This is a genomic window from Frigoribacterium sp. PhB107, assembly GCF_003751515.1.
In the GTDB taxonomy this organism is placed as follows: Bacteria; Actinomycetota; Actinomycetes; order Actinomycetales; family Microbacteriaceae; genus Frigoribacterium.
Genome location: NZ_RJKU01000001.1, coordinates 1408495 through 1434158, shown reverse-complemented (window position 1 = coordinate 1434158; position 25664 = coordinate 1408495). Strand labels below are relative to the sequence as shown.

The 25664-nt window shown below is 71.6% G+C and carries 31 protein-coding genes; 13 read left to right on the top strand and 18 right to left on the bottom strand.

Annotation, left to right across the window (positions count from 1 at the left end):
• Window positions 1-81 precede the first annotated feature (81 nt).
• The 6 genes from EDF18_RS16740 to EDF18_RS06685 all read right to left on the bottom strand — a co-directional run bounded on the left by EDF18_RS16740 (window position 82) and on the right by EDF18_RS06685 (window position 5289).
• A complete protein-coding gene (locus EDF18_RS16740) occupies window positions 82-1722 on the bottom strand; it encodes a serine/threonine-protein kinase (RefSeq protein ID WP_123546930.1) in 1641 nt (546 codons plus the stop codon).
• 80 nt (window positions 1723-1802) lie between these two features.
• The gene (locus EDF18_RS06700; RefSeq protein WP_123546929.1) at window positions 1803-2267 is read right to left on the bottom strand and encodes a MarR family winged helix-turn-helix transcriptional regulator; all 465 of its coding nucleotides are present in this window, start codon (window positions 2265-2267) and stop codon (window positions 1803-1805) included.
• Between the two features lie 163 nt (window positions 2268-2430).
• Window positions 2431-2751, bottom strand: a complete 321-nt coding sequence (locus EDF18_RS06695) for a hypothetical protein (protein WP_123546928.1) — start codon at window positions 2749-2751, stop codon at window positions 2431-2433.
• A gap of 100 nt (window positions 2752-2851) precedes the next feature.
• Window positions 2852-2995, bottom strand: a complete 144-nt coding sequence (locus tag EDF18_RS16315) for a hypothetical protein (protein WP_158614632.1) — start codon at window positions 2993-2995, stop codon at window positions 2852-2854.
• A 457-nt stretch (window positions 2996-3452) separates the two neighbouring features.
• Window positions 3453-4790, bottom strand: a complete 1338-nt coding sequence (locus EDF18_RS06690) for a hemolysin family protein (RefSeq protein ID WP_123546927.1) — start codon at window positions 4788-4790, stop codon at window positions 3453-3455.
• A 130-nt stretch (window positions 4791-4920) separates the two neighbouring features.
• A complete protein-coding gene (locus EDF18_RS06685; RefSeq protein WP_123546926.1) occupies window positions 4921-5289 on the bottom strand; it encodes a VOC family protein in 369 nt (122 codons plus the stop codon).
• A 102-nt stretch (window positions 5290-5391) separates the two neighbouring features.
• Here EDF18_RS06685 and EDF18_RS06680 point away from each other — a divergent pair, with 102 nt between their 5' ends.
• The 6 genes from EDF18_RS06680 (at window position 5392) to EDF18_RS06655 (ending at window position 12062) form a co-directional block, all read left to right on the top strand.
• Window positions 5392-5835: a MarR family winged helix-turn-helix transcriptional regulator gene (locus EDF18_RS06680; protein ID WP_123546925.1), complete on the top strand. Its 444-nt coding sequence runs from the start codon at window positions 5392-5394 to the stop codon at window positions 5833-5835.
• A gap of 115 nt (window positions 5836-5950) precedes the next feature.
• Window positions 5951-6850, top strand: a complete 900-nt coding sequence (locus EDF18_RS06675; protein WP_199732399.1) for an ABC transporter ATP-binding protein — start codon at window positions 5951-5953, stop codon at window positions 6848-6850.
• Window positions 6847-7839: an iron-siderophore ABC transporter substrate-binding protein gene (locus EDF18_RS06670; RefSeq protein WP_123546924.1), complete on the top strand. Its 993-nt coding sequence runs from the start codon at window positions 6847-6849 to the stop codon at window positions 7837-7839. Before EDF18_RS06675 ends, EDF18_RS06670 begins: the two co-directional genes overlap by 4 nt.
• Window positions 7840-7981: 142 nt before the next feature.
• Window positions 7982-9997, top strand: coding sequence for an iron ABC transporter permease (locus EDF18_RS06665; RefSeq protein ID WP_233569062.1), 2016 nt, complete (start codon window positions 7982-7984; stop codon window positions 9995-9997).
• Between the two features lie 171 nt (window positions 9998-10168).
• On the top strand, window positions 10169-11686 hold the full coding sequence (locus EDF18_RS06660) for a cryptochrome/photolyase family protein (protein WP_123546922.1): 1518 nt from the start codon (window positions 10169-10171) through the stop codon (window positions 11684-11686).
• Window positions 11687-11843: 157 nt separating this feature from the next.
• The gene (locus EDF18_RS06655; protein WP_133739314.1) at window positions 11844-12062 is read left to right on the top strand and encodes a hypothetical protein; all 219 of its coding nucleotides are present in this window, start codon (window positions 11844-11846) and stop codon (window positions 12060-12062) included.
• A 57-nt stretch (window positions 12063-12119) separates the two neighbouring features.
• On the opposite strand, the gene EDF18_RS06650 is transcribed toward EDF18_RS06655, so the two are convergent.
• From EDF18_RS06650 to EDF18_RS06610, 9 genes are all read right to left on the bottom strand, one after another.
• Window positions 12120-12407: a hypothetical protein gene (locus EDF18_RS06650; RefSeq protein WP_123546920.1), complete on the bottom strand. Its 288-nt coding sequence runs from the start codon at window positions 12405-12407 to the stop codon at window positions 12120-12122.
• A 186-nt stretch (window positions 12408-12593) separates the two neighbouring features.
• On the bottom strand, window positions 12594-13196 hold the full coding sequence (locus EDF18_RS16310; protein ID WP_158614631.1) for a TetR/AcrR family transcriptional regulator: 603 nt from the start codon (window positions 13194-13196) through the stop codon (window positions 12594-12596).
• A 215-nt stretch (window positions 13197-13411) separates the two neighbouring features.
• Entirely contained in the window at window positions 13412-13918 is a 507-nt protein-coding gene (locus EDF18_RS06640; protein ID WP_123546919.1) for a DUF4383 domain-containing protein, read from the bottom strand.
• Window positions 13919-14130: 212 nt separating this feature from the next.
• Window positions 14131-14379, bottom strand: a complete 249-nt coding sequence (locus EDF18_RS06635; RefSeq protein WP_123546918.1) for a zinc-ribbon domain-containing protein — start codon at window positions 14377-14379, stop codon at window positions 14131-14133.
• Between the two features lie 34 nt (window positions 14380-14413).
• Window positions 14414-15628, bottom strand: a complete 1215-nt coding sequence (locus EDF18_RS06630; protein ID WP_233569006.1) for a hypothetical protein — start codon at window positions 15626-15628, stop codon at window positions 14414-14416.
• Window positions 15628-16701 carry an extracellular solute-binding protein gene (locus tag EDF18_RS06625; protein WP_123546917.1) on the bottom strand — a complete coding sequence of 358 codons (1074 nt, stop codon included), beginning with the start codon at window positions 16699-16701 and terminating at the stop codon, window positions 15628-15630. The genes EDF18_RS06630 and EDF18_RS06625 overlap by 1 nt, the downstream gene beginning before the upstream one ends.
• A gap of 116 nt (window positions 16702-16817) precedes the next feature.
• Window positions 16818-17939: an ABC transporter ATP-binding protein gene (locus EDF18_RS06620; RefSeq protein WP_199732342.1), complete on the bottom strand. Its 1122-nt coding sequence runs from the start codon at window positions 17937-17939 to the stop codon at window positions 16818-16820.
• On the bottom strand, window positions 17936-18802 hold the full coding sequence (locus tag EDF18_RS06615; RefSeq protein WP_233569005.1) for an ABC transporter permease: 867 nt from the start codon (window positions 18800-18802) through the stop codon (window positions 17936-17938). Before EDF18_RS06615 ends, EDF18_RS06620 begins: the two co-directional genes overlap by 4 nt.
• Window positions 18799-19623, bottom strand: a complete 825-nt coding sequence (locus tag EDF18_RS06610) for an ABC transporter permease (protein WP_233569004.1) — start codon at window positions 19621-19623, stop codon at window positions 18799-18801. The genes EDF18_RS06615 and EDF18_RS06610 overlap by 4 nt, the downstream gene beginning before the upstream one ends.
• Before the next feature lie 256 nt (window positions 19624-19879).
• Between EDF18_RS06610 and EDF18_RS06605 the strand changes: the two genes are divergently transcribed.
• From EDF18_RS06605 to EDF18_RS06585, 5 genes are all read left to right on the top strand, one after another.
• The gene (locus EDF18_RS06605) at window positions 19880-20842 is read left to right on the top strand and encodes a LacI family DNA-binding transcriptional regulator (protein WP_123546915.1); all 963 of its coding nucleotides are present in this window, start codon (window positions 19880-19882) and stop codon (window positions 20840-20842) included.
• 156 nt (window positions 20843-20998) lie between these two features.
• The gene (locus EDF18_RS06600) at window positions 20999-21562 is read left to right on the top strand and encodes a recombinase family protein (RefSeq protein WP_123546914.1); all 564 of its coding nucleotides are present in this window, start codon (window positions 20999-21001) and stop codon (window positions 21560-21562) included.
• Window positions 21563-21677: 115 nt separating this feature from the next.
• Window positions 21678-21896: a hypothetical protein gene (locus EDF18_RS16305; RefSeq protein WP_123546913.1), complete on the top strand. Its 219-nt coding sequence runs from the start codon at window positions 21678-21680 to the stop codon at window positions 21894-21896.
• A 436-nt stretch (window positions 21897-22332) separates the two neighbouring features.
• Window positions 22333-22839: a DUF805 domain-containing protein gene (locus tag EDF18_RS06590; protein ID WP_123546912.1), complete on the top strand. Its 507-nt coding sequence runs from the start codon at window positions 22333-22335 to the stop codon at window positions 22837-22839.
• A gap of 71 nt (window positions 22840-22910) precedes the next feature.
• Window positions 22911-23240: a hypothetical protein gene (locus EDF18_RS06585; RefSeq protein ID WP_148050053.1), complete on the top strand. Its 330-nt coding sequence runs from the start codon at window positions 22911-22913 to the stop codon at window positions 23238-23240.
• A gap of 28 nt (window positions 23241-23268) precedes the next feature.
• On the opposite strand, the gene EDF18_RS06580 is transcribed toward EDF18_RS06585, so the two are convergent.
• Complete coding sequence (locus EDF18_RS06580; RefSeq protein ID WP_148050052.1) at window positions 23269-23526, bottom strand: hypothetical protein; 258 nt, start codon at window positions 23524-23526, stop codon at window positions 23269-23271.
• A gap of 692 nt (window positions 23527-24218) precedes the next feature.
• Here EDF18_RS06580 and EDF18_RS16300 point away from each other — a divergent pair.
• Entirely contained in the window at window positions 24219-24368 is a 150-nt protein-coding gene (locus EDF18_RS16300) for a hypothetical protein (RefSeq protein WP_158614630.1), read from the top strand.
• 61 nt (window positions 24369-24429) lie between these two features.
• Here the strand turns inward: EDF18_RS16300 and EDF18_RS06575 are convergent, their stop codons facing one another.
• Complete coding sequence (locus EDF18_RS06575) at window positions 24430-24957, bottom strand: hypothetical protein (RefSeq protein WP_133738029.1); 528 nt, start codon at window positions 24955-24957, stop codon at window positions 24430-24432.
• Between the two features lie 161 nt (window positions 24958-25118).
• On the opposite strand from EDF18_RS06575, the gene EDF18_RS06570 reads away from it, so the two are divergent.
• Complete coding sequence (locus tag EDF18_RS06570) at window positions 25119-25376, top strand: hypothetical protein (RefSeq protein WP_123546908.1); 258 nt, start codon at window positions 25119-25121, stop codon at window positions 25374-25376.
• 86 nt (window positions 25377-25462) lie between these two features.
• Here the strand turns inward: EDF18_RS06570 and EDF18_RS16125 are convergent, their stop codons facing one another.
• Window positions 25463-25651 carry a hypothetical protein gene (locus EDF18_RS16125; protein ID WP_133738027.1) on the bottom strand — a complete coding sequence of 63 codons (189 nt, stop codon included), beginning with the start codon at window positions 25649-25651 and terminating at the stop codon, window positions 25463-25465.
• Window positions 25652-25664 lie beyond the last annotated feature (13 nt).

The window sequence follows — 25664 nt, the reverse complement described above, 5'->3', positions numbered from 1 at the left end:
GGCGGCCAGCGGCCAGCGGTCAACGGCCCGTTCGGCCCACGGCCCGATCGCTCCGCGGCCCGCTCGCCCTGCGGCCGCTCGTCAGCGGGGCGCGGGCCCTCCGACGCTGCCGAGGTCGACCCCCGTGCCGCCGACGCCCTTGCCGCTGCCGGTGCTGACGCCCGCGCCCGCGCCCGTCCCGTTGCCGTTGCCGTTGCCGTTCCCGTTCCCGTTCCCCACCCCAGGTCCGCTGTTCCCGTTCCCGCCCGGCGCCGCAGGCTGACTGGGCGCCGGCTCCTCGACCGGGGTGCTCGGCTCGGGCGCCGGGGCCTGCGAGGTCGTCTCGTCGGTCGGCTCGGACGTCGAGGGCTCGGGTGCCGGCTCCTCGTCCTCGGTGGAGGGCGAGGGCGTGTCGGCAGGCTCGGTCTCCGCCGGAGTCGTCTCCGCCGGAGTCGTCTCCGCCGGAGCGGGGGTGTCGCTGGTCGCCGGCGCGACGGGCTCGTCGTCGCCCCGGGTGACGGCGAAGCCGATCAGGGCGGCGGCGCCGAGGGCGAGCGCGACGAGGCCGGCGATCACCGCGCCGCGACGGCTGCGTCGTCCGGGCACGGCTGCGGGGCCGTCGGAGCCCGTTCCCGAGCCGACACCAGCGGCGCCACCGGCACCGGACCCCGAGACGCGTCCCGTGCCGCCGTCCACGGCGCCGAACCGCTCGTTGGCGGCGTCCGCGGCGGCCGACCCTGCGAGGGCGCCCGCCGCACCGGCCCCGAGGCCCGCGGCTCCGAGCCCGGCAGCCGCACCGGCCGGCAGGCGCCTCGTCGGGGCGTCCCCGTCCGCACTGGGCATCAGCGCCGTGGCGGCGCCGGTGCGGGCGTCGTCGGCGCGTCCGCCTCCGGCGACCAGCGCCTCCGCCCTGGCGTGCACCTCGAGGGCCGTCGGCCGGCCCTCGGCCTCACGCGCGGTCATGGCACGCAGCAGCGAGGCCCACTCCGGGCCGAGTGCGTCGGGGACGACGGGGTCACGGTGCAGGCGCCCGGTGAGCGACTCCATCATCGAGCCGGGGAACGCCCGCTCCCCGGTCAGCGCCTCGAGCACCACGAGGCCGAGGGAATAGATGTCGGAGGCCGGCCCGACCCGCGTGCCCAGGGCCTGCTCGGGGCTGAGGTACGCGGCCGTGCCCAGCACGGCGCCGGTCGCGGTCACGCGCGTCGAGTCGACGAGGGAGGCGATGCCGAAGTCGGCGAGCTTGGGCGACCAGCGGCGACCGGGTACGGGGGAGGGGGCGAGCAGCACGTTGCTCGGCTTGACGTCGCGGTGCACGATGCCGGCCGTCTGCACGACGTGCAGCGCGCCCGCGAGGTCGACGAGCAGCTGCGCCGCGTCGGTCGTGTCGAGCGGGCCCTCGGCCAGACGCGACGAGAGGGACGGGCCGTCGACGAGCTCCATGGCGAGCCAGCCCGGGCCGCTCGTCGGTGCGACGTCGGCGTCGTACAGGGTGACGAGCGCGTGGTGGCTCAGCGAGGCGAGCACGGCCACCTCGTTCTGGGCCCGCTGGGCGTCGGCCGGGTCGGAGCCCTGGGCGCTGAGCAGCTTGACGGCGATGGTCCGCCCGAGCAGCCGGTCGTCGGCACGGTGCACCGTCGACATGCCGCCGCGCCCGAGGACGTCGCCGAGGAGATAGCGGCCAGCGAGGAGGCGCGGTGCGTCCCGGTCGTCCACGGTCGCGTCGTCGTCCCGGTCGTCCATGACCCCGAGGCTACCCGGCGGGCACGGGGAACGACGCGACGGTCAGACGGCCGCCGAGGGCCCCTGACCGGTCAGCAGGCTCAACGAGCCGGGACGGGAGCCGTGGTCTGCTGCTGGGCGATGACCGAGCTGAGCTCGTCCAGGAACGCGCTGACCGCCTCCGCCTGTTCCGTCGGCACGCCCATCAGGAACTTCCGAACGTGCGGAGCGCTCGTCACCGTGTCGCAGGCGTCGCGCCCGGTCTCGGTGGTCGTCACGATCTTGCGACGGCCGTCAGCAGGGTCGGGGGTGCAGGTGATCAGCTCGGCGTCCTGGAGACGGTGCAGCAGGTTCGAGACCGCGGGCGTGGAGAAGCCCAGGGTCGCGGCCAGCGTGCTGGGCGTCATCGGCTCGTCGGTCTGCTCGGCCGCGAGCACGAGGGCCAGCGCGTCACGCTCGGTCCGTGGCAGCGCACCCGCGGATCCTCGGCGGTCGAGTCGCTGCTCGGTGATGCGCCAGGCCTCGAGGGCGGCGTGCAGGCGGGCTGCCTGGATCTTCTGCGGCATGGGGGTGGTGTCCTCTGAGTGGTCAGGTCGTCGGGGTGCGGCGGCGGGTGCCGGTGGTCCGGGTCGGGCGCGGACGGTCAGTCGAGGTCGTCGTCGTCGATCGAGGTGTCGAAGTAGGCGACGTGGTCGTCGGGGGCGGAGCCGAGGATGCGGTCGGCGAAGGTCACGAGGCGACCGCCATCTCGCGGTCGTCGCGGGCCGACACGGCCTCGGGGTCGACGAAGAAGCTCGCGTAGCTCACCTCGAGCGGCCGCACGGCGTCGAGAGAGCGGGCGCCGGTCTCGACCGACTCGGCCATCGAGGTCACGACGTCGCGGACCCGGCGGCGACGCGGGTAGGTCTCGATGCGGGCCGCGGGGACGGAGCGCTCCCGGACGTAGAAGCTGTCGAGCTCGGTCGCCGTGGGGCGCACGGCACCGCCCACGCGACCGCTGACGGCGGCGACGAGGCCCTCGTGCGTGAGGCGACGGAGGTCGACGCTCATCGGAGCACCTCCGAGTCGAAGAGCTCGGCCAGGTCGAGCGGCTGGGTCTCGGCCAGGAGGTGGTGGCCGGCGTCGGTCACGGCCGCGGGGGTCGAGGCGCTCATGCGCCGGCGCCCATCGCGAAGAGCATGCCCGCGATCAGCGTGCCGCAGGCCGCGAGGGCCGAGGTGGCGACGACGAAGAGCGTCAGCTGACGGTCGGCGTCGCGGATCTCGGAGAAGGGGGAGTGGTGCGTGGTGGTCATGTCCTGCTCGTTCCTGCCAGCCCTGCGCTGACCTCGAGGTGCATGTCGTTCGTGTCGGTCGTACCGCCGTGAATCGGTACACACGAATGGTTACACAGACTCGCTAGTCGCTCTAACTAGATGGCTGAGAGAGTTCGCAGAACGGACATCCCTCGAGGACGAAGCACCCGGAGTGCCCACGCAGGGTGTGCGAACGACGTGCGCGCAGCATGGACGCGGCATGGACGCGGCGTGCGCGCGGCGAGAGGCCTGGACGAGCACCCTCCTCCGGAACGGGGAGACCAGGGGAGGGTGCTCGAGGCGCCCCGGCCGGGTTCAGGCGACCGGGATGTGCGCATCGACGTCGACGGGGCGGAGGTTCGGGTCGACCACCCCGCGTCGGTGCGTTGCGTCGACATTAGGGGCGTCGGGCGCGCCAGGACGAGGGGGTTGCCAATCGCTCGATGCCGAGCTATCTTCAGCTCTCGGCGAGGGGGCGGTCCTCTGCGGGTGGCTCGGCGTGGTGCTCCAAGGGCGTCACGCGCACCGTCGCGATCCGGTAGCCCTCCATGCGGACCACCTCCAGGGTGGCGCCGTCGACGGCGAGGGTGTCGCCGACGACCGCCAGTCGTCCGAGCGCGTCGAAGACCCAGCCCCCGACCGTCTCGTACGGGCCGTCGGGCAGCGCGACGCCGGTCTCCTCCTCGAGCTCCTCGACGATCATGCCGCCCTCGACCTCGCGGCTCTCACCCGCCTCCAGTGCGCCCCCGCCGCGGTCGCCGGTGTCGTACTCGTCGTAGATCTCGCCGACGAGCTCCTCGAGCAGGTCCTCCAGCGTGACGATGCCGTCGGTCCCGCCGTACTCGTCGATGACCACCGCGATCTGGTGGCCGTCGTCGCGCATGGTGCTGAGCGCCGCCAGAACCTTGGTAGTGCCGGGCAGGGCGAGGATCGGCCGGGTGATGTCGGCGACGGTCGTCGCCTGGTCGCCGCCCGCCGCGGGCACCGACGCCATCAGGTCGCGGACGTGCACGAAGCCGAGCACGTCGTCACGGCTGACGCCGACCACGGGGTAGCGCGAGTGCGGCAGGGCCAGCACGGCGCGGTAGCCGTCGCTGACGGACGAGTCGCCGCCGAGGAACGACACGTCCGGCCGCGGCCTCATCACCTCGGCGACGCGGCGGTCGTCGGCGTCGAGCACGTCGGCGAGGATGCTGCGGCTGTCGCGGTCGATCTCGCTCGTGTTCGAGATGATGTCGCGGACCTCGTCGGCCGAGACCTCGTCCTCCTTCTGGTCGGGATCGAGCCCGAGGAGGCGCCCCACGGCGTTGGTGGACACCGACAGCAGCCAGATGACCGGTCGCATCAGCCGGGCGAGGGCGTTGAGCGGCGGCGCGAGCGCCTTCGTGAACGCGACGGACTTCTGCATCGCCAGGCGCTTCGGCACCAGCTCGCCGAACACGAGGGAGAGGTAGGCGACCACGAGCGTCATGCCGATCAGCGCGACGGTCGACGCCGTGCTCTCGGCGAGGCCGAGCGCCATCAGCCCCGGCACGAGGTCGGGCGCGATCGTCGAGGCGCCGTAGGCCGACGAGAAGAAGCCGGCGAGCGTGACTCCGATCTGCACGGCGGAGAGGAACGTGTTCGGGTTGCGGACGAGCTGCCCGATCTTCCTGCCCCGGTCGCCGCTGGCCTCGATCGCCCTGACCTGGCTGTCGCGCAGGGTGACGATCGCCATCTCGGTGCCCGCGAACACCCCGCCGATCAGCACGAAGAGAACCACGAGGCCGATGTTGAGCAGGGTGTCCGTGTCCATGCGCGAGAGTCTGTCGGCGCAGGCCGGGAGATCACCTCGAACGTGCGCGAGGTGCACGCTCTGCACGTCGAGGGGCGCGCCTCCTCAGCTCGGCCTGCCGCGACGGCAGGCGCGGGCCGGGGGAGGCGCGTCAGGCGCGGTCGTGCAGGGTCACGTGGTAGCCGTCGGGGTCGGCGAACGTGAAGGTGCGGCCGAAGGGGCCGTCGATCGGCTCGGCGACGACGGTCACGCCGGCCTCGACGAGGGCGTCGTGGATCGCCTGCACGTCGGTCGCGTGCAGCCAGAGCGCGACGCCGAGGCCCGGCTGGGCGACCGAGTCGAGGTCGGTGTCGGGCAGGAGGCCCCGCAGTGCGAAGGCGATCGACGTCGTCGTGAAGACGACGGCGTGCGGCGGGCCGGCGGGCGAGCGGACGAGGCCGAGGTGGGTCTCGTAGAACGCCTGGGAGGCGTCGAGGTCGCGGACCTGGAGGGAGACGAAGTCGGGGCCGGTGACGGGCATGGGTGCTCCTGAGCTGATCGGGGTGAGGTGACGGCGTGGTGAGGCGACGCGGCCTTGTGTGTCAGTCTTCTGACACGGATCAACCTATGTCAGAATGCTGACATGAGTCAAGGGATCGACCTCGAGACGTCGCTGGGCTACCTGCTCAAGGAGGCGTCGAGCGCTCTGCGGGCGGCGATGGAGGAGGTGCTCCGGCCGCTCGGCATGACGGTCACGCACTACTCGTGCCTCGAGCTGCTCGCGCAGCGGCCGGGGCTGTCGAACTCCGAGCTCGCCCGCGGGGCCTTCGTGACCCGGCAGTCGATGAACGTCCTGCTCCAGGCGCTCGAGCGCGACGGGTCGGTGACCCGGCCTGCGGAGGCGCCGGTCGGCAAGGCGCTGCCGGCCCGCCTGACGCCCGCGGGGCGACGGCGCCTCGCGGCGGCGACCGCGGCGGTGCGCGGCGTCGAGCTGCGGATGCTCTCGGGGATGAGCGAGGCCGACCGGCCCGAGGCGCGCCGCCTGCTGCGCAGCATGGTGGTCGCGCTGCAGGCCGACCCCGGCTGACGACCGGCTGTCTCGGCGTCGAGGCACCGGGTTGCGGGGGGTCGCTAAGGTTAGGCTAACCTCAGTCCTCGTGACCCCGCCCGACACGGCCCTCGTGCCGCCCGCCTCCTCGGCCCTGTCCGCCGACGCGACGGCGCACGCGCTCCCGGCCGCCGACGCGCGACCCGAGGCGACCGCCCTCGTGGCCGACGGCGTCTCGGTCTCGTACGGCGCCTCCGACGTGGTGCACGACGCTCGGCTCGAGCTGCGTCCCGGTCGCGTGACGGCCCTCGTCGGACCCAACGGCAGCGGCAAGTCGACGCTGCTCCGCACCGCCGCCCGGCTGCAGCGGGCGCGGGCGGGGACGCTGTCGCTCGAGCAGCAGCCTCTCCAGCAGGCCGAGGCGTCTGCGGCGCCGACCGACGGCCTGGCCCTCTCGGTCCGCGACTTCGCCCGGCACGTCGCCCTCCTCACGCAGGGACGCCCGGTGCCGAGCGGCCTCAGCGTGCGCGACGTCGTCCAGTTCGGCCGCTACCCGCACCGCGGGCGCTGGGGCAGGGCCGACCCGGGAGGCGCGGCGGCCGTCGACCGCGCCCTGCAGCTCACCGGCGTGGCCGACCTGGCCGAGCGCGGTGTCGACCAGCTCTCCGGCGGGCAGCTGCAGCGGGTCTGGCTCGCCAGCTGCCTCGCGCAGCAGACCGGGGTGCTGCTGCTCGACGAGCCCACCACCTACCTCGACCTGCGCTACCAGGTCGAGCTGCTCGACCTGGTGCGCGACCTCGCCGACGAGTCGCAGATCGCCGTCGGCGTCGTGCTGCACGACCTCGACCAGGCCGCGGCGCTCGCCGACACGGTCGTCCTGCTGCACGAGGGCCGCGTCCGAGCCACGGGCACGCCCGCCGACGTGCTGACCCCCGACCTCCTCTCCGAGGTCTGGGGCATCGACATCGAGGTCGACACCGATCCCTCCACCGGCCGGCTCCGCACCCGTGCGGTCGCCCGTCACCACACCAGAACCGAGAGGCTCCACCCATGACCAGCAGACGACGCGTCCTCGCCGTCACCGCCCTCGCCGCCTCGGCCGCCCTCGCGCTGGCCGGCTGCGGCACCACCGAGGAGGTGGCCGGCGGCTCGACCACCGGCTCGGGCTCGGGCGAGCAGATCACGCTCACCGACGGCACGGGCACCGAGATCACCCTCGACGGTCCGGCGACGAAGGTCGTCGGCACCGAGTGGAACGTCGTCGGCGACCTCGTCTCGCTCGGCGTCGAGCCCGTGGGCGTCGCCGACGTCGAGGGCTACGAGGCGTGGTCGTCGGCCGTGCCGCTCACGGGGGACCCGACCGACATCGGGACCCGCGGCGAGCCCAGCGTCGAGACCGTCGCCTCCCTGGCTCCCGACCTGATCGTCGCGACCACCGACCTGCCCGCGGACGCCGTCGAGCAGCTGCGCGACATCGCGCCGGTGCTGCAGGTGGTCTCGGCCGACGCCTCCGACCAGATCGGCCAGATGGAGACGAACTTCGGGATGATCGCCACGGCGACGGGCACCGGCGAGCGGGCCGACCAGGTGCTCGACGCCTACACGAAGGCGGTGCTCGACGGCGAGGAGGCGCTGGCCCACGCCGGTCTGGCCGGCACGGAGTTCGCCTTCGTGGACGGCTACGTCGACGCTGGCCAGGTGAGCATCCGGCCCTACGCCCCGGGTTCGCTCATCAGCGAGGTCACGACGTCGCTCGGCATGGTGAACGCCTGGACGCTCGAGGGCGACCCGGCCTACGGCCTCGCCTCGACCGACGTCGAGGGGCTGACGCAGCTGCCCCCCGACACGCAGTTCCTGTACTTCTCGAACGCCGTGGACGGCGACCCGTTCGCCGACACGCTCTCGTCGAACGCCGTCTGGCAGTCGCTGCCGTTCGTGCAGTCGGGCGACGTGCACCGCCTGCCCGACGGCGTCTGGGTCTTCGGCGGACCTGCCTCGATGACGGCCTACGTCGACGCGCTCGTCGAGACGCTGACGGCCTGACCCGGTGACCGTCACGGAGCCGGCGCCCGTCGCCGACGCGCCGCCCGTCGCCGACGGGGCTCCCGTCGCCGACGGGCCCGCCGTCGGCGCAGACCGGCAGGAGGTACGGCTCACGACCCCGCCCCGTGCCGGTCTCGGCGCCGTGGCCGTCGTCGTCGTGCTGGCGGCGGTCGTCGTGCTCCTCGCCCTCGTCGACGTCACGCAGGGCACCGCGGCGGTCGGGCCACGCGAGGTCTGGCGGGCCCTGACGGGCTCCGCGACCGCGGGCGACGCCTCCGTCGTCGTGGCGTCGCGCCTGCCGCGGATGGCGGCGGCGATCCTCGTCGGCGTGGCCCTCGGCGCCGCGGGTGCGGCGTTGCAGACCGTCAGCCGCAACGTCCTGGCGTCGCCGGACACCCTCGCGGTGAACGCCGGCGCGTACGCGGCCCTCGCCGTCGCGTCGGTGACCGGTCTCTCGCTGCCGCTGGTCGCCTCCTCGGGCATCGCGTTCGTCGGCGGGCTGCTCGCCGCGGGCGTCGTCCTCGCCCTCTCGGGCCTCGGCTCGGGGTCGGTGCGGCTCGTGCTCGCGGGCAGCGCCCTCGCGCTGGGGCTCGCCAGCGTGACGAGCTCGCTGCTGCTGTTGTTCCCGCGCGAGACCGCGGGGCTCTACCAGTGGGGGCAGGGCAGCGTCGGGCAGAACGGCTTCTCGTCGGTCGCCCAGGTGGCCCCGGTCGTGCTGGTCGGCCTCGTCGTCGTGCTGCTCATGACGCGTCGGCTGGACGCGCTCGGCCTCGGAGACGACGCGGCCCGCAGCGTCGGGGTCGACGTGCGCACCACCCGCGTCGTCACCGTCGTCGCGTCGGTGCTGCTCTCGGCCGGGGCGGTCACCGTCGCCGGGCCGATCGGCTTCGTCGGGCTCTGCGCCCCCGCGTTCGTGCGGCCGCTGCGTCGGCTCGTGCCGAGCGTCCGCCGCACCTGGGTCTTCGTGTCGCTGGCCGGGCTCGCGGGCGCCGTCGTGGTGCTCGCGTCGGACGTGCTGCTGCGCGCCGTGGTGGGCGCGGAGGCGTCGGTCCAGGTGCCGACCGGCATCGTCACGTCGATCGTCGGCGCGCTCGTGCTCGTCGTGCTGGCCTTCCGGGCGGCGGACCACGGAGGGTCGACCCCGACCGAGCAGCACCGGGTGGTCTCGCGGCGCCGCTTCGTGCTCGTGCTCGCCGCGCTCGTGGTCGTGCTGGTCGGCGTGGCCGTCGCCGGGGTGCTGCTCGGCGACGCCGTGCTGCTGCTCGGCGACGTCGCCAACTGGGCGACCGGGCGGGCCGGTCCGGTCGTCAGCTACGTGCTGGACACCCGGGTGCCGCGGGTCGTCGCCGCCCTGCTGGCCGGGGCTGCGCTCGCCCTCGCCGGGGGGCTCGTGCAGTCGGTGACGCGGAACCCGCTGGCGGAGCCGAGCATCCTCGGCGTCTCCGGGGGAGCCGGGCTCGGCGCCGTCGTCGCGGTCACGAGCGTGCCCGCGATCTCGGGCTGGGGCGTCGCCGGGGCCGCGTTCGCCGGGGCCGTCGTCGCGGCGGTGGTCGTCTTCGGCCTGGCCGCACGCGGCGGGTTCCCGCAGGACCGGCTCGTGCTGATCGGCGTCGGGGTGGCCGCCGCGACCGCCGCGGCCATCAGCCTGCTGATCGTCCTGACCGACCCGTTCAACGGCGCGAAGGCCCTGACCTGGCTGTCGGGGTCCACCTACGGCCGCTCGTTCGCCGACTCGGTGCCGGTCGCCCTCGCGCTGGTCGTCGGCCTCGTCGCCGCGGGGACGAGCCACCGCGCACTCGACCTCGTCGCCCTCGACGACGACACCCCCCGGCTGCTCGGCGTCTCGCTGTCGAGGTCGCGCCTGCTCTTCCTGTCGCTCGCGGTGCTGCTGACCGCCGCCGCGGTCGCCGCCGTCGGGGTGGTCGGGTTCGTCGGGCTGGTCGCCCCGCACGCCGCCCGCTCGCTCGTCGGAGCCCGGCACTCCCGCGTGCTGCCCGTCGCCGTCGTGCTCGGCGCGGCGCTCGTCGGCCTCGCGGACGTCCTCGGCCGCACGGTCATCGCCCCGGCCCAGCTCGGCGCGGGGCTGCTCACCGCGCTGATCGGGACGCCGTACTTCGTGTGGCTCCTCTGGCGCGGCCGCGCCGCCCACCAGCGCTAGCTCCTGCCTCTCCTCCTGCCACCGCGCCTCCTGCCGTCGGTGTAACCACGAGTGGTCCGAATTCGGCCCTGCCGGTCGTCTGGACGACACTTCCTGACCATTCGGCGAGGCAGCGGCGTCAGTCGTCGGCCAGCCGGGGGCGATGTCGGAGGCGGGGCGTAAGTTCCGAGCATGTCCGAGACGCCTGCCGCCGACGTCCGCGCCCCCGCCCGCGCCCGCGCCCGGCTGATCCTGCCCGGGCAGTACGGCGACGAGTTCGACGACGGCGGGCCCGCCGTCGTGGTCGAGGCGCGCGACGCCTTCACCCGTCGGCCGATGCACCGCGCGAAGGCGCACCTCTGGCTCTCGGCGCTGCGGCACCGGGTCGCCGCGCTCGGCGACCGGGCAACCCACGTGCAGGTCGAGACCCTCGACGAGGTGCTCGACGACGCTGCCGGGCTCGGCCCGTTCGAGGTCGTCGACCCGCCCGACCGCCAGCTCCGCGCGGCCGTCCGCCGAGAGGGCCGCGACGTCCGCGTGCTGCCGAGCCGCGGGTTCGTGACGAGCGAGGAGGAGTTCGCGACCTGGGCGGCCTCCCGCAAGGGGCGCCTCCTGATGGAGAACCACTACGAGACCGTCCGTCGTCGCGAGGACTGGCTGATCGAGGGCGACGGGCCCGCAGGCGGCAAGTTCAGCCTCGACGAGCAGAACCGCAACCCGCCCCCGAAGGGCGCGACGACGCTCGGCTTGCCCGACCCGGTCTGGCCCGACGAGGACGAGATCGACGACGCGGTGCGTGCCGACCTCGACGCGTGGGTCGCCGACGGCAGCGTCGTGTTCGTCGGTGCCGACGACCGTCGCCGCTTCGCGGTCACGCCGGCCGAGGCCGAGGCTGCCCTCGACGACTTCGTCGAGACCCGCCTCGGCGACTTCGGCCCCTTCGAGGACGCGATGCTCTCGAACGACTGGACCATGTCGCACTCCCTGCTCAGCGTGCCGATGAACCTCGGCGTGCTCGACCCCCGCCACGTGATCGAGCGCGTGCTCGAGGCCCACGCCTCAGGAGGCGCGCCCCTGGCGAGCGTCGAGGGCTTCGTCCGTCAGATCGCCGGCTGGCGCGACTACGTCTGGCACCTGTACTGGCACCTGGGCGAGTCGTACACGACCGACAACAACGCCCTCGGCGCCACCGAGCCGCTGCCCCGGTGGTGGCGAGAGGTCGACGCGACCGAGGTCCAGGCCGAGTGCCTGCGCAGCACCCTCGAGACGGTGCACCAGCACGGCTGGACGCACCACATCCAGCGGCTGATGATCCTCGGCAACTGGGCGCTGCAGCGCGGCTACCGGCCGGCCGAGCTCACCGACTGGTTCACGGACATCTTCGTCGACGGCACCGAGTGGGTGATGCCGGCGAACATCGTCGGCATGTCCCAGCACGCCGACGGGGGAGTGGTGGCGACCAAGCCCTACGCCGCCGGGGGCCGCTACATCCACTCGATGAGCGACCACTGCGGCTCGTGCCCGTTCTCGCCGACCGTCCGGGTCGGCCCGACCGCGTGTCCGTTCACGGCGGGCTACTGGGCGTTCCTCGACCGGGTCGAGCCGGCGCTGCAGGGCAACCCGCGCATGATGCGTCCTCTCCAGGGGCTCCGACGTCTCGACGACCTGGACGAGGTCGTCGCGCAGGAGGCGGCGCGCACGACCCCCTGACGGGTCGCGTCCCGCGCCGCGCCTCGCCGTCCCTCGACTCCGGACAGCTGCCTGGCCGTCGAACGAATCACCAGAACTGGGGGCGTCCTCGATTCCCTCCCCGGGGCCTCGGGCTGCGAACATCGTGCAGACCCGACGCGACCCCGAGGAGGCCACGATGAACGAGCAGGAACGACGCCGACCGTTGTTCGTCGACGACGTCACCGACCCCGGCGTGTGGGAGGCGGCCGCCGAGCGGCGTGCCCTCGCCGCCTCGGCCCGTCGCTCGTTCGCCCGCCGCACGGCGGACCACCTCGGCGAGGCGCTCGGCGTCAGCGCCGCCCCGCGCGTGCTGCTCGACTCGGCGGACGACGACGCGCAGGTCCCCGCCCTCTGAGCTCCCTGCGGCTCTCAGCGACGCGGCCGCCGACGCGGTCACCATCGCGGTCGCGAGTCAGCTGGCGGACGTGCCCGCCGCCTCCTCGTCGTCCGTGACGAGCTCGCTCTCGTCCGTGTCGTCGAGCTCGTCGTTGCCGGCTGCCTCGATCCAGTCGGTCGCGTCGTCCGAGAGGTAGAACTCCTCGGCGTCCACGTCGGCGGCCCAGTCGTCGTCGGCCGTCGGCTCGCCCGTGACGGCGGTGATCTGCTCGAGCACCCAGGCGGGGACGACGTCGCCCGCGTTGTCGATCAGCCACTGTCGGGTCGAGGGGACGAGCTCGGACCACCATTCGTCGATGCGCATGCACCGAGCCTGACACGTCCGTGGCCCTCGGCGCTCGTCCGCGCCTCCCCGTGTCGGGGATCCAGGTGTCGGCGTCGTGACGCGTGCTCGCTGCCGGGCAGCGGGCGTCTCGACGACACGGACACCTGAGTCCTCGACACGTCATGCCGCGGCTGCGCTCGCGCTCGCGCTCGCGCTGGGCGGCGGTCACCAGCCGCGGGTGAGCCCCTCGAGCCCGAGGTCGAACGCGACGACGACGTCGTGCTCGGGCTGGAGCAGCATCTGCAGCTGCAGGCCCATGTACAGCGCGACGACGCTCGTCGAGAGCGCGGCGACGTCGGTGCCTGCGGGCACGTCGCCCTGGCTGAGGTCGAACGCGAGCCCCTGGAACACCATCGCGTGGAAGTCGCGGTAGCTGTCGCGGACGAACCGTCCGGAGAGGTCGCCCGCGTCGGCCGAGCCGATCGAGAGCGTCATGAGCGAGCGCGACAGCCCGCGGTGCACGTTGCTGTGCGCGACGAGTCCCCGCACGAAGCCGAGCGTCGCTGCGCCCGCCGTCTCGCGGGCGACCTGCTCGAAGCGGTCGAGGTTCCACCGGTCGACGGCGGCGAGCACGAGCCCCTCCCACGACGGGAAGTGCCGCTCGACGCAGGCAGGCGACATGCCCGCGGTCCGGGCCACGGCGGAGACGTCGGTCGCGTCCCAGCCGACGGCGTCGAGCGTCTCGACGGTGGCGGCGACGATGCGCTTGCGGTCCGCGACGCTGGTCTCGAACGCGCTCGGTTCGTGGTGCGCGGTGATGGTGCTCACGCGGTCTCCTCGGGGGCTGGCGGCCGCGGCGGGTGGGTGAGTCCCCGCCTGTCGTCCGTGTCCCCAGCTTGGAGCAGGCAGCCGGTCCCGACCACCCCCTCCGCGCCCCCAACCCGGGTGCCACGCCCACTCACGGACGAGGAGGCGCGACGCCGGTCGTCCCGGCCCCGCCCCACCTCGAGGCGACCACGGGGGACGCTCGCGCGGCGGCCGCTTCAGCCGCGCGTGCGAGGAGCCGAGCCGGTCGAGCCGACACGACCGGTCGATCCGGTCACCGTGCGGCGACGCCCCAGCAGCAGGCCGAGCGCGACCATGCCGACGGCCAGGCCGAGGTGCAGCCAGTTGTCGGCCTGGTTCAGCGGCACGAAGTTGCTGCTCCCGGCGTGGTCGCCGAAGAACAGGCCGTAGATCCAGAGCACGAGGTAGACCACACCGCCGATCACCAGGTAGCTGCGCGAGGACGAGGCGCTGCGGGCGAGCGCGACGCCGGCGACGCCGAAGAGCAGGTGCACGAGGTTGTGCAGCACCGAGACCTGGAACACCCCGAGCAGCATCGCGCCCGACATGTGCCCGGCGAACTGGAGCGAGTCGACGTCGGTGGTGAGCCCCGGGACGAAGCCGGCGACCCCGACGAGCAAGAAGACGACGCCGACGACGAGGCTCGCCTTCTGGACGGGCGTGGCGGCGTATCGGCGGTCGTCGGTGCGGGCGGTGGTGCTCATGGCGGCTCCTGTCGGTCGTGGGCGCGTCGGCGCCCCGGGGTCCGGGCCGCCTGGTGGCGGCGGCTCGCTGACGCCCTAGTCGACCACCGCCCCCTCGCCCGCGATCACGTCGCGCAGCACCCCTTGACACGGCGACGGAGCGCGAGGCAGGGGCGGCCCGACGAGGGCGCGGACCGGACCAGGCGCGGTGCGAGCAGGCGAGGAGGCCCCCGTCAGCCCTGCCGCGCCGCCCACTCCTGCGAGTGCTCGGCCTGCTCCCGCGTGAGGTCGGTGACGCCGCCGCAGTTCGTGCACTGGACGTGGTACCGCTTCGACACCGTGAACAGCGGCACGAAGAACAGCGTGAAGCGCGTCGAGCGGCGGGCGACCTGCTGGTCGACGGTGCGTCCGCAGAACCGGCAGGCGAAGACGACGACGGTCAGCAGGGCCTGGCGGACGGAGGTGCCGAAGAGCAGGAACATTCCCCGACGCTACCGAGGCCCCGGCCGCCGACGTTCAGCGAGCACCGACCCCGAGCTCCGACCCCAGCTGGGAGTCGAGCGCCGCGAGCTCGGCGACGAACCGCTCGCGAAGCGCCGCCTTCTCGGCCGCGGGCAGCCACGACGCGTCGACCCCGGCGAGGGCCATGCGGCGCACCTGGTCGGCGCTCGCGCCGATCTGCTCCGAGACGATGCGGTACTCCTGGGCGAGCGACGTGGGGAACATGCCCGGGTCGTCCGACGCCGGGACGACGTTCAGCCCGGCATCGAGCATCGCGGCGATCGACGCGCGCCGCCACGGCCGCCACGAGCGGCGCGACGTCGTCGACACGACCGTGAAGGCGACCTGCTCGTCGCGCATCCGCGCCACGACGTCGTCGTCCTCGAGCACGTAGTACCCGTGGTCGATGCGGTCGCAGCCGAGCTGGTCGAGGCAGGTGATCGTGTTCACCGCGGTCGGCGCGTGCTCGGACGAGTGCGCGGTGCGGCCGAGGCCGGCCTCCCCGGCGAGCCGGTAGGCGTCGACGAAGCGCTCGGGCGGGCCCGACGTCTCGAGGTTGTCGAGCCCGATGCCGGCGACGTACTCGTGCGGGTGGTCGACCACCTGCTGCACGAGGGCGAGGGCGTGCTCGCCCGACTTGCTGCGGTCGATGCCCTGGATCATCCGGCCCGTCATGCCGAAGTCGCGCTCCGCCATGCGGATGCCCTCCGCGTACGCCTCGACGGACCCGGCGTAGCCGAGCGACTCGAGGTGCGGCGGCACGGCGTCGAAGAACAGCTCGAGGTGACGGGTCCCGCTGCTGCGGTGCGCCTCCTCGAAGGCCTCGTACGTGATGCGCGTCAGGTCGTCCGCGTCGCGGAGCACCTCGACGACCCAGTTCGACGCCTGGAACAGCGAGTACGACACGTCAGGCTCGCCCTCGCTGCGCCCCTGCGGCACGGGGATGCGCGTGTCGCGGTAGAGCGCCGGGTCGGGCGGCAGCGAGTTGATGTCGGCGAAGATCCGCTCGGGCTCGGCGGGCAGCGCGAGGCCCTCGCGCCGGGCGAGCTCGGCGAAGGTGGACGCCCGCACGGTGCCGATCAGGTGGCAGTGCAGGTCGGTCTTCGGCATCCGGTCGAGGTACCACCCCGGCAGCGAGGAGGCGGTCGGGGAGGAGGCGGTCGGCGAGCCTGCCGTCAGCGAGCCGGCCGGCAGCGGATCGGAGGTCAGGGCACGTGCGTCGGCACCCATCAGCGCGACGTCACCTCGCGAGCGAAGCGGTCGACCCACTCGGCGCGCGTCGGGACGAGCTCGGTCGGGTCGAGCGTGGCGTAGCCGGCGGCGATCGGGTCGGCGGCGATGTCGCCGACGACGTCCCGGATGGTCGAGGGGATGGTCGCGTCGGGGTTCACGGGCAGGTCGCCGACGATCTCGGCGGACGACGACTGCGCCTCGGCCGACAGCAGGTAGTCGATGAACTGCGAGGCGCCGTCGACGTTCTCGGCGCCCGTCGGGATCATGGCGCGGTTGGTGGCCATGTACTTGCCGGTCGCGGGCGGCGTCCAGGCGACGGGCTCACCCGAGGCGACGAGGTCGGTGGCGAAGCCGCTCAGGGCGTCGGCGGCGACGATCTCGCCCTGCGTCAGCAGGTTCGTGACCTCGGTGGACGAACTGTAGAACTGCAGCACGTTCGGCGACCACTCGCCGAGCTGCTCGAGCGCGGCGTCGATGTCGTAGGGGCCGTCGCCGAACTCGGAGGCGACGCCCGAGACCATCAGCTGGCCGGCGGTCACCGAGATGTCGGGCAGGGCCACGCGGCCCTCGAGGTCGGAGTCGCCGTACAGCGACCAGTCGGCGGCCTCGTCCGCGTCGAGCTCGTCGGTCGAGTAGAGGGTGCCGTTGAGCTGGTAGCTGTAGGCCGGGCCGACGTAGGCGTCCTCGGTCGCGAAGTCGGCGATGGTCTCCAGGTTCGGCACGTCGGCCGCCTCGACCTGCTGGAACAGGTCGTCCTCCTGGCCGAGGGCCGCGTAGTAGTCGCTGATCAGCATGACGTCGATGCCGGGGTCGCCGTCGGCGAGCTGCAGCTTCGACAGCCGGTCGGCGTTCGAGCCGGTCTCGATCTCGACCTCGATGCCGGTGGCCTCGGTGAACGGGTCGACCACCGCCTCCTGGAACTCCTCGACGCCGAACGGGAACGTGCTGACGACGATGCTCTCGGCGTCCGACGACGACGCGTCGCCCGACGAGCAGCCGGCGAGCACGACGGCGGAGACGGCGAGGCCGGCGGCGAGGGCCAGGGGACGTGTGCGGGAGGTGCGGGTCATGGTGGTCCTTTCGAGGAAGGGCAGAGGGGGTGCGGGAGGCGCAGTGGGCAGGAGGCGCGGGTGCGGTCGAGGGGAGGGCGGAGCGGAGGGGCCAGGTGGAGGCGGTGCGGGCCGGCTCAGTCGGCCAGCGCGACGAGCCGGGACTGCGGCGCGGTCACGACGGCGTCGTCGCCGGGCGCGAGCGACGACGTGCCCGTCGCGCGCACGTCGGACACGAGCCGCACGCGAGCGCCCGAGGCGTCGATCGCCGCGACCGTGACGAGCAGGTCGACGCCGCGGTACGCGACGTCGGTGACGGTGCCCGGGAGGTGCAGGCCGGCCGCGGCCGGTGCTGCCGCCCGACCCGCGCCTCCTGCGGTCGGCTCGACCACCAGGTGCTCGGGCCGGACCGTCAGCGAGGTGCCGTCGGCGGCGGAGACGAAGTTCTCGTAGCCGAGGAAGTCGGCGACGAAGCGGTTCGCGGGGGAAGGGAACACGCTCTGCGGTGCGCCCTGCTGCATGATGCGTCCGGCGCGCATGAGGACCATGTCGTCGCTCATCTCGAGGGCCTCGTCCTGGTCGTGCGTGACGAGGACGACGGTGAGCCCGGTCTCGCCCTGGATGCGGCGGATCTCGGCGCGCATCTGGACCCGGAGGCGGGCGTCGAGGTTCGAGAGCGGCTCGTCGAGCAGCAGCAGCTTCGGCCGGATCGCGATGGCCCGGGCCAGGGCGACGCGCTGCTGCTGCCCGCCGGAGAGCTTCTTCGGCTTGCTCGCCGCGAGGTGCCCGAGGCCGACGAGGTCGAGGGTCTCGGCGACGCGACGGGCGCGCTCGTCGGCGGGCACCCGGCGCAGCTTCAGGCCGTAGCCGACGTTCTCGGCGACCGAGAGGTGCGGGAACAGTGCGTACGACTGGAACACCATGCCGAGCCCGCGCTTCTCGGGCGGCGTGCGGGTCATGTCGTCGCCGTCGATCAGGATCGTGCCGTTCGTCGGGGCCGAGTAGCCCGCGAGCATGCGCAGCGTCGTCGTCTTGCCGCAGCCGGAGGGGCCGAGCAGGGTCGTCAGGGCTCCGCGGCGGATCGACAGGTCGATGCCGTCGACGGCGGTGAAGTCGCCGAAGACCTGGCTGACGCCACGCAGCTCGGCGGCGGGGCGCTCGTCGGCGGGGCGTTCGGCGCCAGGGCGCTCGGCGGCGGCGTGCTCTGCGCGGGCGTGCTCGGTGCCGGGGCGGGTGCCGGCGGGGTCCGTGGTGCTCACTTGTTGATGCCTCCGAAGATCTTGGCGAAGCCGACGGTGCGCTCGGCGACCATCGCGACCACGACGGTGGCCGCGAGGATCAGCGTGGCCATCGCCGCGACCATGGGGTCGTAGCTCTGCTGCACGTAGTCGAGCATCGTGACCGGCAGGGTGCGGAAGTCGCGACTCTGCAGCAGCAGCGACAGGGGGACGTTGTTGAACGAGGTGACGAAGCTGAGCAGCGCGGCCGAGAAGATGCCGGGCCGCAGCAGCGGCAGCGTCACGGTGAAGAAGGCGCGGACCGGGCTGGCGCCGAGTCCGCGGGCCGCCTCCTCGAGCGACGGGTCGGCGAGGGCGAGGGAGGCGCCCGTCACCCGGACCGCGTACGGCATCATCAGCGCGGTGTGGCCGATCAGCAGCGTGGGGAAGTTCGCGAGGCCGAAGCCGATCATCAGCTGCTGGTAGAGCGCGAGCCCGACCACGAGCTCGGGGACGATCAGCGGCGAGAGGAACATGCCCTCGATCAGGCCCTTGCCGGGCAGGCGCCCGCGGTGGATCGCGAGGGTGACCGGCACGCCGACCGCCAGCGCGATGACCGTGGCGAGCACGGCGAGCTGCAGGCTCGAGACGAGGGCGCCGGTGAAGGGCGCGTACGTGACGGCCTTCTCGAACCACTGCAGCGAGAAGCCCTGCGGCGGGAACGTCAGCGTCCGGCCGCCCGTGAACGCCGTCGCGACGACGAACAGGATCGGCACGATCATCACGACGTAGCCCGCGACCGCGAGGGTGCCGGCGACGGGGCGCCCGGTGCCGGGGGTCTTGCTGCTGCGGGCCGGCCTGCGGGGACGGGCGGCGCTGGTCGGGGCGGTGCTGGTCCGGGTCACTGGGTGGCTCCCTTGCGGGCGACGAGCGACGAGAGGCCCGAGACGACGAAGACGAGCACGGTCATGATCAGGGCCGTGGCGGAGGCGCCGGCCCAGTCGATCGTGACGCTCGAGTACGAGAACAGCTGGGTGCTGAGCATGCGCTGGCTCGACCCGCCGAGCAGGTAGGGGGTCGTGTACGCGGTGACCGAGCCGGCGAAGACGAGCGTCGCGGCGACGACGATGCCCGGGCTCGAGAGCGGGACGACGATGCCCCAGAAGGTCCGCGACCGGCTGGCACCGAGGCCGCGGGCGGCGTCGTCGAGGCCGGCGTCGACCTGGGCGACGGCCGAGTAGCACGAGATGATCGCGAGCGGCAGGAACAGCTGAGTGAGGCCGAGGACGATCGCGAGCTCGGTGTAGAGCAGCTGTGGGGCGCGGTCGACGAGGCCGAGCCCGACGAGCAGCTGGCCGATCGCGCCCTGGGAGCCGAGCACGACGAGCCACCCGAAGGTGCGGACGACGTTGCTGAGCAGCAGCGGGAAGATCGCGAGGGCGAGCAGCACGCTCGACCAGCGCGACGTCGAGCGGGCCAGCAGGTAGGCGATCGGGAACCCGAGCACGACGCAGACGACGGTGACGATCAGCCCGAGGCCGACGGTGCGGCCGATGATCCTCAGGTCGTACGGGTCGGTGAGCATCTGGCCGACGCGGCCCAGCACCTCGCCCGTGCCCACGCCGGGAGGGGCGACGAGCATCGCCAGCGAGGGGACGAGGAACCCGACGAGCAGGAAGGCGAGCCCGGGCAGCAACAGCAGCAGGGCGGTCTTGCGAGTGGTCACGACGAGCCTTTCGTGGCGGTCGGGGTACGACGTTCGTACGGGGCCGCCTCGCCGACGCCCAGGTCGCCGAGGGGGCGGTGACAGGGGGAGCCGAGGAGGCGGTGCAACCGGTTGTGCAACCGGTCTCATCAACCATAGGGTCCCCCTGGGGGCAGCACGACCACCGCGTGTAACGATCATGTGAAACGTGGCCGGACCGTGCCCCTAGGCTCGCTGCAGGCACGACGACGGAGGGACTCGCATGTCGACACCGCGCATGTCGACACTGGCCGACGTCGCCGCGCTCGCGGGGGTCTCCAAGGCGACCGCCTCCCGCGCCCTCAGTCGTCCCGAGCTGGTGCTGCCCGAGACCGCGGGCCGTGTGCTCGCCGCCGCCGAGCAGCTCGGCTTCGTCGCGAACCGCGCCGCGCGCCAGCTCGCCCGGGGTCGCAGCGGGCTGATCGCCCTGGTCGTGCCGACGCTCGAGAACTCGTACTTCACGCCCGTGATCGCGGGCGCGCAGGCGCTGGCCGGTGAGCACGACGTGCAGCTGACCGTCGCCGTGCACCCGCTCGCGCACCCCGACGAGCTCGTCGCGTTCGAGCGGCTCTCGGCCCAGGTCGACGGGTTCATCGTGGTGGCGCCCCGCGGGCCCGACGAGGTCGTCGCGGCCGCCGCCTCCTCGAAGCCGACCGTGCTCGTCGACCGTGAGGTCGCCGGGCTCTCGTCGGTCGTGGCCGACACCGCCGCGGCGTTCGGATCGCTCGTCACGCGCCTCGTCGACGACGGCCACGAGCGCATCGTCTACGTCGGCGGGCCGGAGGGCTCGTGGCAGGACGCCCAGCGCACCGAGGCCGTCACGCGTGCCGCCCACGGGCGTGCATCGCTCGTGCGGCTCGGACCGTTCCCCTCCACGTTCGCGGCCGGCGTCTCGGTGCTGCCCGCGGTGCTCGAGGCGCGGGCGACGGCCGTCGTGCCGTATGCGACCGCGATCGGTCTGGGGCTGATGTTCGCGCTGGGCGACCGGCCCGCCTCCTCCCGGGTCGTCGTGAGCTCGGAGCGGATGGTCGTCGACTCGCTCGGCCTCGTCGGGGTCCCGGCCATCGACGTCGACGGAGACGAGCTGGGCCGCGTCGCGACGGGCCTGCTGCTCGACCTGGTCGACGGACGAGGAGGCGCGGATGCGGAGCACGCACAGCGTCGCCTCCCGGTCCCGGTGCGCTGGCCCGCCGGGGCGTGACGCTGCCCGGAGCGCCCGGGTGCCGGTCGTTCATCGGGACACCTTTGCGCGTCCGTTCCGGCCGGCTGAGGTCAAATGGCGCCTGGCCTGCGGATTCGCGTATGCCTGTCCCGCAAAAAAGCCCGCTGACGGGGGTCTGAACGCTACAGTCGCCGGATGCTCATCGGATATGCCCGCGTCTCGACCTCGGGACAGGATCTCGCAGCACATCGTGACGGTCTCGCAGTACTCGGTGTCAACGATCAACACGTTCATGTTGACCACGGCCTGTCTGGCACGACTCGAGCCCGCCCGGGCCTCCGGGAAGCGCTGGCCGCGTGCCGGGCCGGCGACGTCCTGGTGGTGACGAAGCTCGATCGTCTCGCCCGGTCGCTGCGTGACGCGACCGACATCGCGGACGAGCTCACGAAGAAGCGTGTCGCGCTGAACCTCGGGGGAGCGGTCTACGACCCCACTGACCCGGTCGGCCGGCTCCTGTTCAACGTCCTCGGCATGGTCGCCGAGTTCGAGGCTGACCTGATTCGTGCTCGTACCCGTGACGGCATGGCGATCGCGAAGGCAGCCGGCAAGCTCCGGGGCCGCAAACCCAAGCTGACTCCCTCGCAGGAGAAGCACCTCGTGCAGCTGCACCGCACCGGCGAGCACACGACCAGCGAGATCGCGGAGCTCTTCGGCGTCGCCCGCTCGACGGTCTACCGAGCCATTCAGCGCGCGGAGTAGCTCTAATCAGCGACCTCGTCGCAAAGAGGTCTCAGTCGCTCCTGCAAGAGCGGTTAGCGTGCATCTGGTGAAGCGAGAATTGGACGCGAGGCGGAGTGCAACAGTGCCTGGCAAAGTGACGAAATACGAGGACTCAGCAGGGCTCCTGTGCTTCGGAGTCTTCCTGATGGGTCTCGCCGTCTTCATTTGGTTCCGGGCTCCCGACCTAGGGGAAACGATTGCGCGGAGCGGTCTACCGGTGTGGGGGCTCATTGCCTTGCTGGCCTTCGCAGGCGTGGGAATGGTTATTGTCGGCGGCGTCAAGCTCTTACTCGGTCACTTTCGCAAGAAATAGGACCAGCTTCCAGGGTGTCCCGGCAGGGGCTCGGCTACCGGCACGACGGCTCAAGTCAACCTTTCGCGAGTCCCGTGCAAGAAGCAATCCCGCGGCTATGACTTTCTGTTGAGAAAACCCCGAAGCCCAACCACGAACAGGACCAAGGATGGGCCGATCATCATCAAACCGACCAGCCAAACCGGTAGGCCTCGAGTCGTGATGTTCGACCAGTCAGGGTTAAGAATGAGCCACGCCGCACCGAAAGCCCCGAGCCCAACAGCAAAGACCATCGTCCCGATGTTCTGCTTCTTGGTTCGCGGTGCTGGTGGCCTTCCCTGGGGCATAGGCCGATCCAACCATGAGGCATAGGAGTGGCGTCCCGATAGCCGATCCGGCTACGCGACCCCTGGCGCTGGGCAGGGCGCTCAGTAGTCGATGTCGGTAGAAAGGGCCCATGGACTCTGCTGCCCAGCCACCCGTAGGTACGCCGTGGCATCAGGCGACCTTCGGTGCTTCCTTCGTCAGGTTTTGGCGAGGCTACGCCATCTTCCGAGGTAAGGCAGCTCGGGCCGAGTTCTGGTTCTGGGCATTGTGGTGGTTCCTCATCAGCCTCGTCGCCAACATCGCCTTCGGGGCAGGTGTGCTGACGTTGCTCACGGACCCGTCAGGCCTAGCCGCACCGCCGCCTCAGGTCGAGCAAGCCCTCGAAGCCTTCAACCCGTTTCCAGTGTGGGGCTACCTTCTCTCTATCCTGCCGCTCGGAGCACAGATCGCCTTGGGCCTCTTCACCGTCCTAGCGCTCGCGTCGCTCATGCCCTGGATCGCAATCAGCGTTCGGCGCCTGCACGACACCGGCAGATCGGGGTGGTGGGTACTCCTGGCTGCCGTGCCGCTAGGCAACGCCGTGCTCGCGGTCCTTCTCGCCCTGCCTTCAATCGATAGGGCACAGGCGGTGCGATGAGTCGCCCCTCGTCTCGATAGACGATCGTCCATGGAGCTGGGCACAAAGTGGTCTGATACTTGGACGTGGCCATGAACAAGTACGACCCTCTTCCGGGAAAGACTCAGCGCGGGGTTCGTACTGCTGGTTTGACCATGGCTGCGATGGGCGTGCAGGGGACATTCCTCTACCGAGCCATCTTCGACGTGCCCACCTTCGCCTCGTGGGTGCTCTGGCTAGGCGTCTTCGTCATCCTCCTTGTTGGCTTCATCTACAGAGGCATCAAGGACGCTCGTCTGAACCGGGCAGAACAAGCAGCGTGGGACGCAAAGTTTGAGGAACAGGAACGGCAGAAACGCACCTCGTATTCGCGGAACTCCGACAAGCGGCTTGGGACAAGCCTGCCCGACGACTGGACCTAGTCAGCCACGATGCCCAATAGGGGATCGATCAGCGGTCCGCGTCATGAGACTCGTCGTCAGATGTCTCGTCTGGTTCAAACCCGCGGTCGAAGACCTTGTCTGCCCGGTACCAGACCATGCCGCCGGCCAGGACAAGGGCGGCGGGAAGCGAGCGGGCGAGCCACGCCACCCACGCAACGTTCGGCGCGATCGCGCTGGCAAGGACCGGGGCAAGGAGCATCACTAGGCCGGCGACGACAAGAGCAATAGCTAAGCGTCGGCGTCTGCGCGCGGCGTGAGATTGCACGTCCGCATTGTGACACTGCTGCGCCCCTAAATCGTGGTCGTGCGGGTGGCGCCCGATAGACGATCGGCTACTCAAACACGGCGTGCAGCTCTCTGACCAGCTGATCGAAGGTGCGCTCGTAGATGAGGTGATGTTGATAGGTGCGGACGAGGTACCGGCCCTCGTTGCTGCGCATGTGTAGCGCGACGGTGCTCCCACTTCCGCTTGCGCTCACACGCCAAGTCAGTCGCATCGGGAGCTTTGCCTGGCCCCGCCGGCTAACGCCCCACATCCGGTACGCAAACCGCGAGCCCAGATCCAAGGCGCCTTCTGCGCTTGCCTCTCGCGGTGCACGGCTTTTCTCGGCAAGCCACCTAGCCAGAACTTGGCTCGCGTCGTCCAGGGTCTTGGGAGTGACGAGTTCGAGCGAACGAACCTCGGCTAGATCAATCACTCGACCCTTCTACAGCGTCGTTTGTTCTGGCGTTGCTTGCGAGGCCAGGATTTGTGGCTGTGTCGGGCTTGCATCGAGAACTTCGGGGTGGTTTAGCGCCCGATAGACGATCCACCCTCGGGACAGCGGGCCACACTGGGCAGTACCTTGCGAGGAGTCTTGTCCACAGCCGACCTTTCGGCCCGCGAGGTTATTTCTCTTGATCGATACGGAGCCGCTGGTGCCTTCCAACATTCCTCGCTTTAGAAAGCTTATGGGCGTGGCCACGATCTTCTATTTTCTGGCTGCCGTCCTATTCATCGCCAAGGTCTTCAGTGACCTGCCGAATGTGCTCATGCTCCTAGGCGTGGGACTGATCGTGATCGGCATCTACTTCAATGTTCGAGCCGTGGCTGAGATGCGACGCTAGAAACCGTTGCTTCACGAAACCGACCTAGAGGGGAACGCTCTGCGTCCCGATAGCCGATCGGCTAGTGGTGATGGATCGTTGCAGCTCGCCTCTCGGCGCCTGACTCTTGCGATGGGGTGATCGGCTGTCCCGTTCTTATGGTGGAGAACAGCAGGGCGAGCAGCGAAAGCAGGCTGATGCCGCTCGCCCAGAGCAACACCATGTACCACGGGGTGCGGAGTCCACCTGAGACCCCGAAGGCGTCAGCCATGTCCATGCCGAGCGGGAAAGCGGCGAAGAACGAGACGGGGGCTCCCAGGACCAGCAAGCCGAGGTGCAGGGTCGCGATGGTGCTCAGCTGGAGCCGAGCCCGGCGCCCCACGGTGCTGGCCACTGCTGAGAGCCCGACCCCAACCAGGCCTAGAACCACGAGTGACCAGGTCAGTGCGGTGAGGTCGCTACCGAAGTGATCGAGTCCCTGCGCTATCTCAGTTCTCGTGAGGCCCGGGACGGCTGCTTGGGGCTCCAACCAGCCGAGGGACACGACCATGATGCCGGCGTAGAGGGCTACGAGGAGCGGCCCTCCGAGGATCACGGTACGTGTTCGCATGAGGTGACTGTAGGTCCCGCTTGTGCGCCAACGCGTCCATCAGGCGATTGATCCTGTCCCGATAGACGATCCTGCTCGGGGCGGTTCGCACGCCGCGCGCTGTAAAGGCGCTTAGCTGAGCATCCGAGCCATGTTGGGCTCCGAGATTTGGGAGAGAGCCGATGAGTCTGACGATTCTGGAAGACCGAAAAGTGTGGGGTTCCATCCCCCGTGAGATCACGTATGGCGCTGCGACTGTCGCTGGGTTGTGCACGGGCATGCTGGTCTTCGCTGCGGTCGTCACGGGCATGTGGATCTTCTGGCCCGTTGCTGCGCTCGGGGCCGTGGCTGGAGCCATGCTCCTAAAGGTCACGTTCTACCTCAAAGCCCTGCCGTACGAGGCCTACGACGCCTCTGTTAATTCCGAGAACCAAGACTGAGGCTTCGCGCCCGTTAGGGGATCCCCGCGCGGGAATGCGCCATGGCGGCGGAGGCGGCTCGTTCCTCGGCATGACGTCCCCGTGAGTCAGGCCGCGACGGCGCCGAAGCTTCGGAGGATGAACCCGCCGACGACAACCACGACGGTGAGTGCAATGCCCCAGCCGAATACGCGCCATCCGAAGGACTTCATACTCGACCCTATCGAGGAACGATCCGCCATCGGTTTCGTGGCGCGAAGCGGGATCGTTGTCGCTGCATCGTCGATCGCACTCACCGCGACATCATCA

Bases quoted from the DNA above. Each gene is read 5' to 3' on its own strand.
- EDF18_RS06570 (WP_123546908.1), top strand. From the start codon at position 25,119: ATGAGTCTGACGATTCTGGAAGACCGAAAAGTGTGGGGTTCCATCCCC.
- EDF18_RS06575 (WP_133738029.1), bottom strand. From the start codon at position 24,957: ATGCGAACACGTACCGTGATCCTCGGAGGGCCGCTCCTCGTAGCCCTC.
- EDF18_RS06685 (WP_123546926.1), bottom strand. From the start codon at position 5,289: ATGCCCGTCACCGGCCCCGACTTCGTCTCCCTCCAGGTCCGCGACCTC.
- EDF18_RS06630 (WP_233569006.1), bottom strand. From the start codon at position 15,628: ATGGGTGCCGACGCACGTGCCCTGACCTCCGATCCGCTGCCGGCCGGC.
- EDF18_RS16740 (WP_123546930.1), bottom strand. From the start codon at position 1,722: ATGGACGACCGGGACGACGACGCGACCGTGGACGACCGGGACGCACCG.
- EDF18_RS06635 (WP_123546918.1), bottom strand. From the start codon at position 14,379: ATGTTCCTGCTCTTCGGCACCTCCGTCCGCCAGGCCCTGCTGACCGTC.
- EDF18_RS06655 (WP_133739314.1), top strand. From the start codon at position 11,844: ATGAACGAGCAGGAACGACGCCGACCGTTGTTCGTCGACGACGTCACC.
- EDF18_RS06600 (WP_123546914.1), top strand. From the start codon at position 20,999: ATGCTCATCGGATATGCCCGCGTCTCGACCTCGGGACAGGATCTCGCA.
- EDF18_RS06670 (WP_123546924.1), top strand. From the start codon at position 6,847: ATGACCAGCAGACGACGCGTCCTCGCCGTCACCGCCCTCGCCGCCTCG.
- EDF18_RS06585 (WP_148050053.1), top strand. From the start codon at position 22,911: ATGAACAAGTACGACCCTCTTCCGGGAAAGACTCAGCGCGGGGTTCGT.
- EDF18_RS06625 (WP_123546917.1), bottom strand. From the start codon at position 16,701: ATGACCCGCACCTCCCGCACACGTCCCCTGGCCCTCGCCGCCGGCCTC.
- EDF18_RS06690 (WP_123546927.1), bottom strand. From the start codon at position 4,790: ATGGACACGGACACCCTGCTCAACATCGGCCTCGTGGTTCTCTTCGTG.
- EDF18_RS06640 (WP_123546919.1), bottom strand. From the start codon at position 13,918: ATGAGCACCACCGCCCGCACCGACGACCGCCGATACGCCGCCACGCCC.
- EDF18_RS06695 (WP_123546928.1), bottom strand. From the start codon at position 2,751: ATGAGCGTCGACCTCCGTCGCCTCACGCACGAGGGCCTCGTCGCCGCC.
- EDF18_RS06590 (WP_123546912.1), top strand. From the start codon at position 22,333: ATGGACTCTGCTGCCCAGCCACCCGTAGGTACGCCGTGGCATCAGGCG.
- EDF18_RS06680 (WP_123546925.1), top strand. From the start codon at position 5,392: ATGAGTCAAGGGATCGACCTCGAGACGTCGCTGGGCTACCTGCTCAAG.
- EDF18_RS06700 (WP_123546929.1), bottom strand. From the start codon at position 2,267: ATGCCGCAGAAGATCCAGGCAGCCCGCCTGCACGCCGCCCTCGAGGCC.
- EDF18_RS06605 (WP_123546915.1), top strand. From the start codon at position 19,880: ATGTCGACACTGGCCGACGTCGCCGCGCTCGCGGGGGTCTCCAAGGCG.
- EDF18_RS06650 (WP_123546920.1), bottom strand. From the start codon at position 12,407: ATGCGCATCGACGAATGGTGGTCCGAGCTCGTCCCCTCGACCCGACAG.
- EDF18_RS16315 (WP_158614632.1), bottom strand. From the start codon at position 2,995: ATGACCACCACGCACCACTCCCCCTTCTCCGAGATCCGCGACGCCGAC.
- EDF18_RS06660 (WP_123546922.1), top strand. From the start codon at position 10,169: ATGTCCGAGACGCCTGCCGCCGACGTCCGCGCCCCCGCCCGCGCCCGC.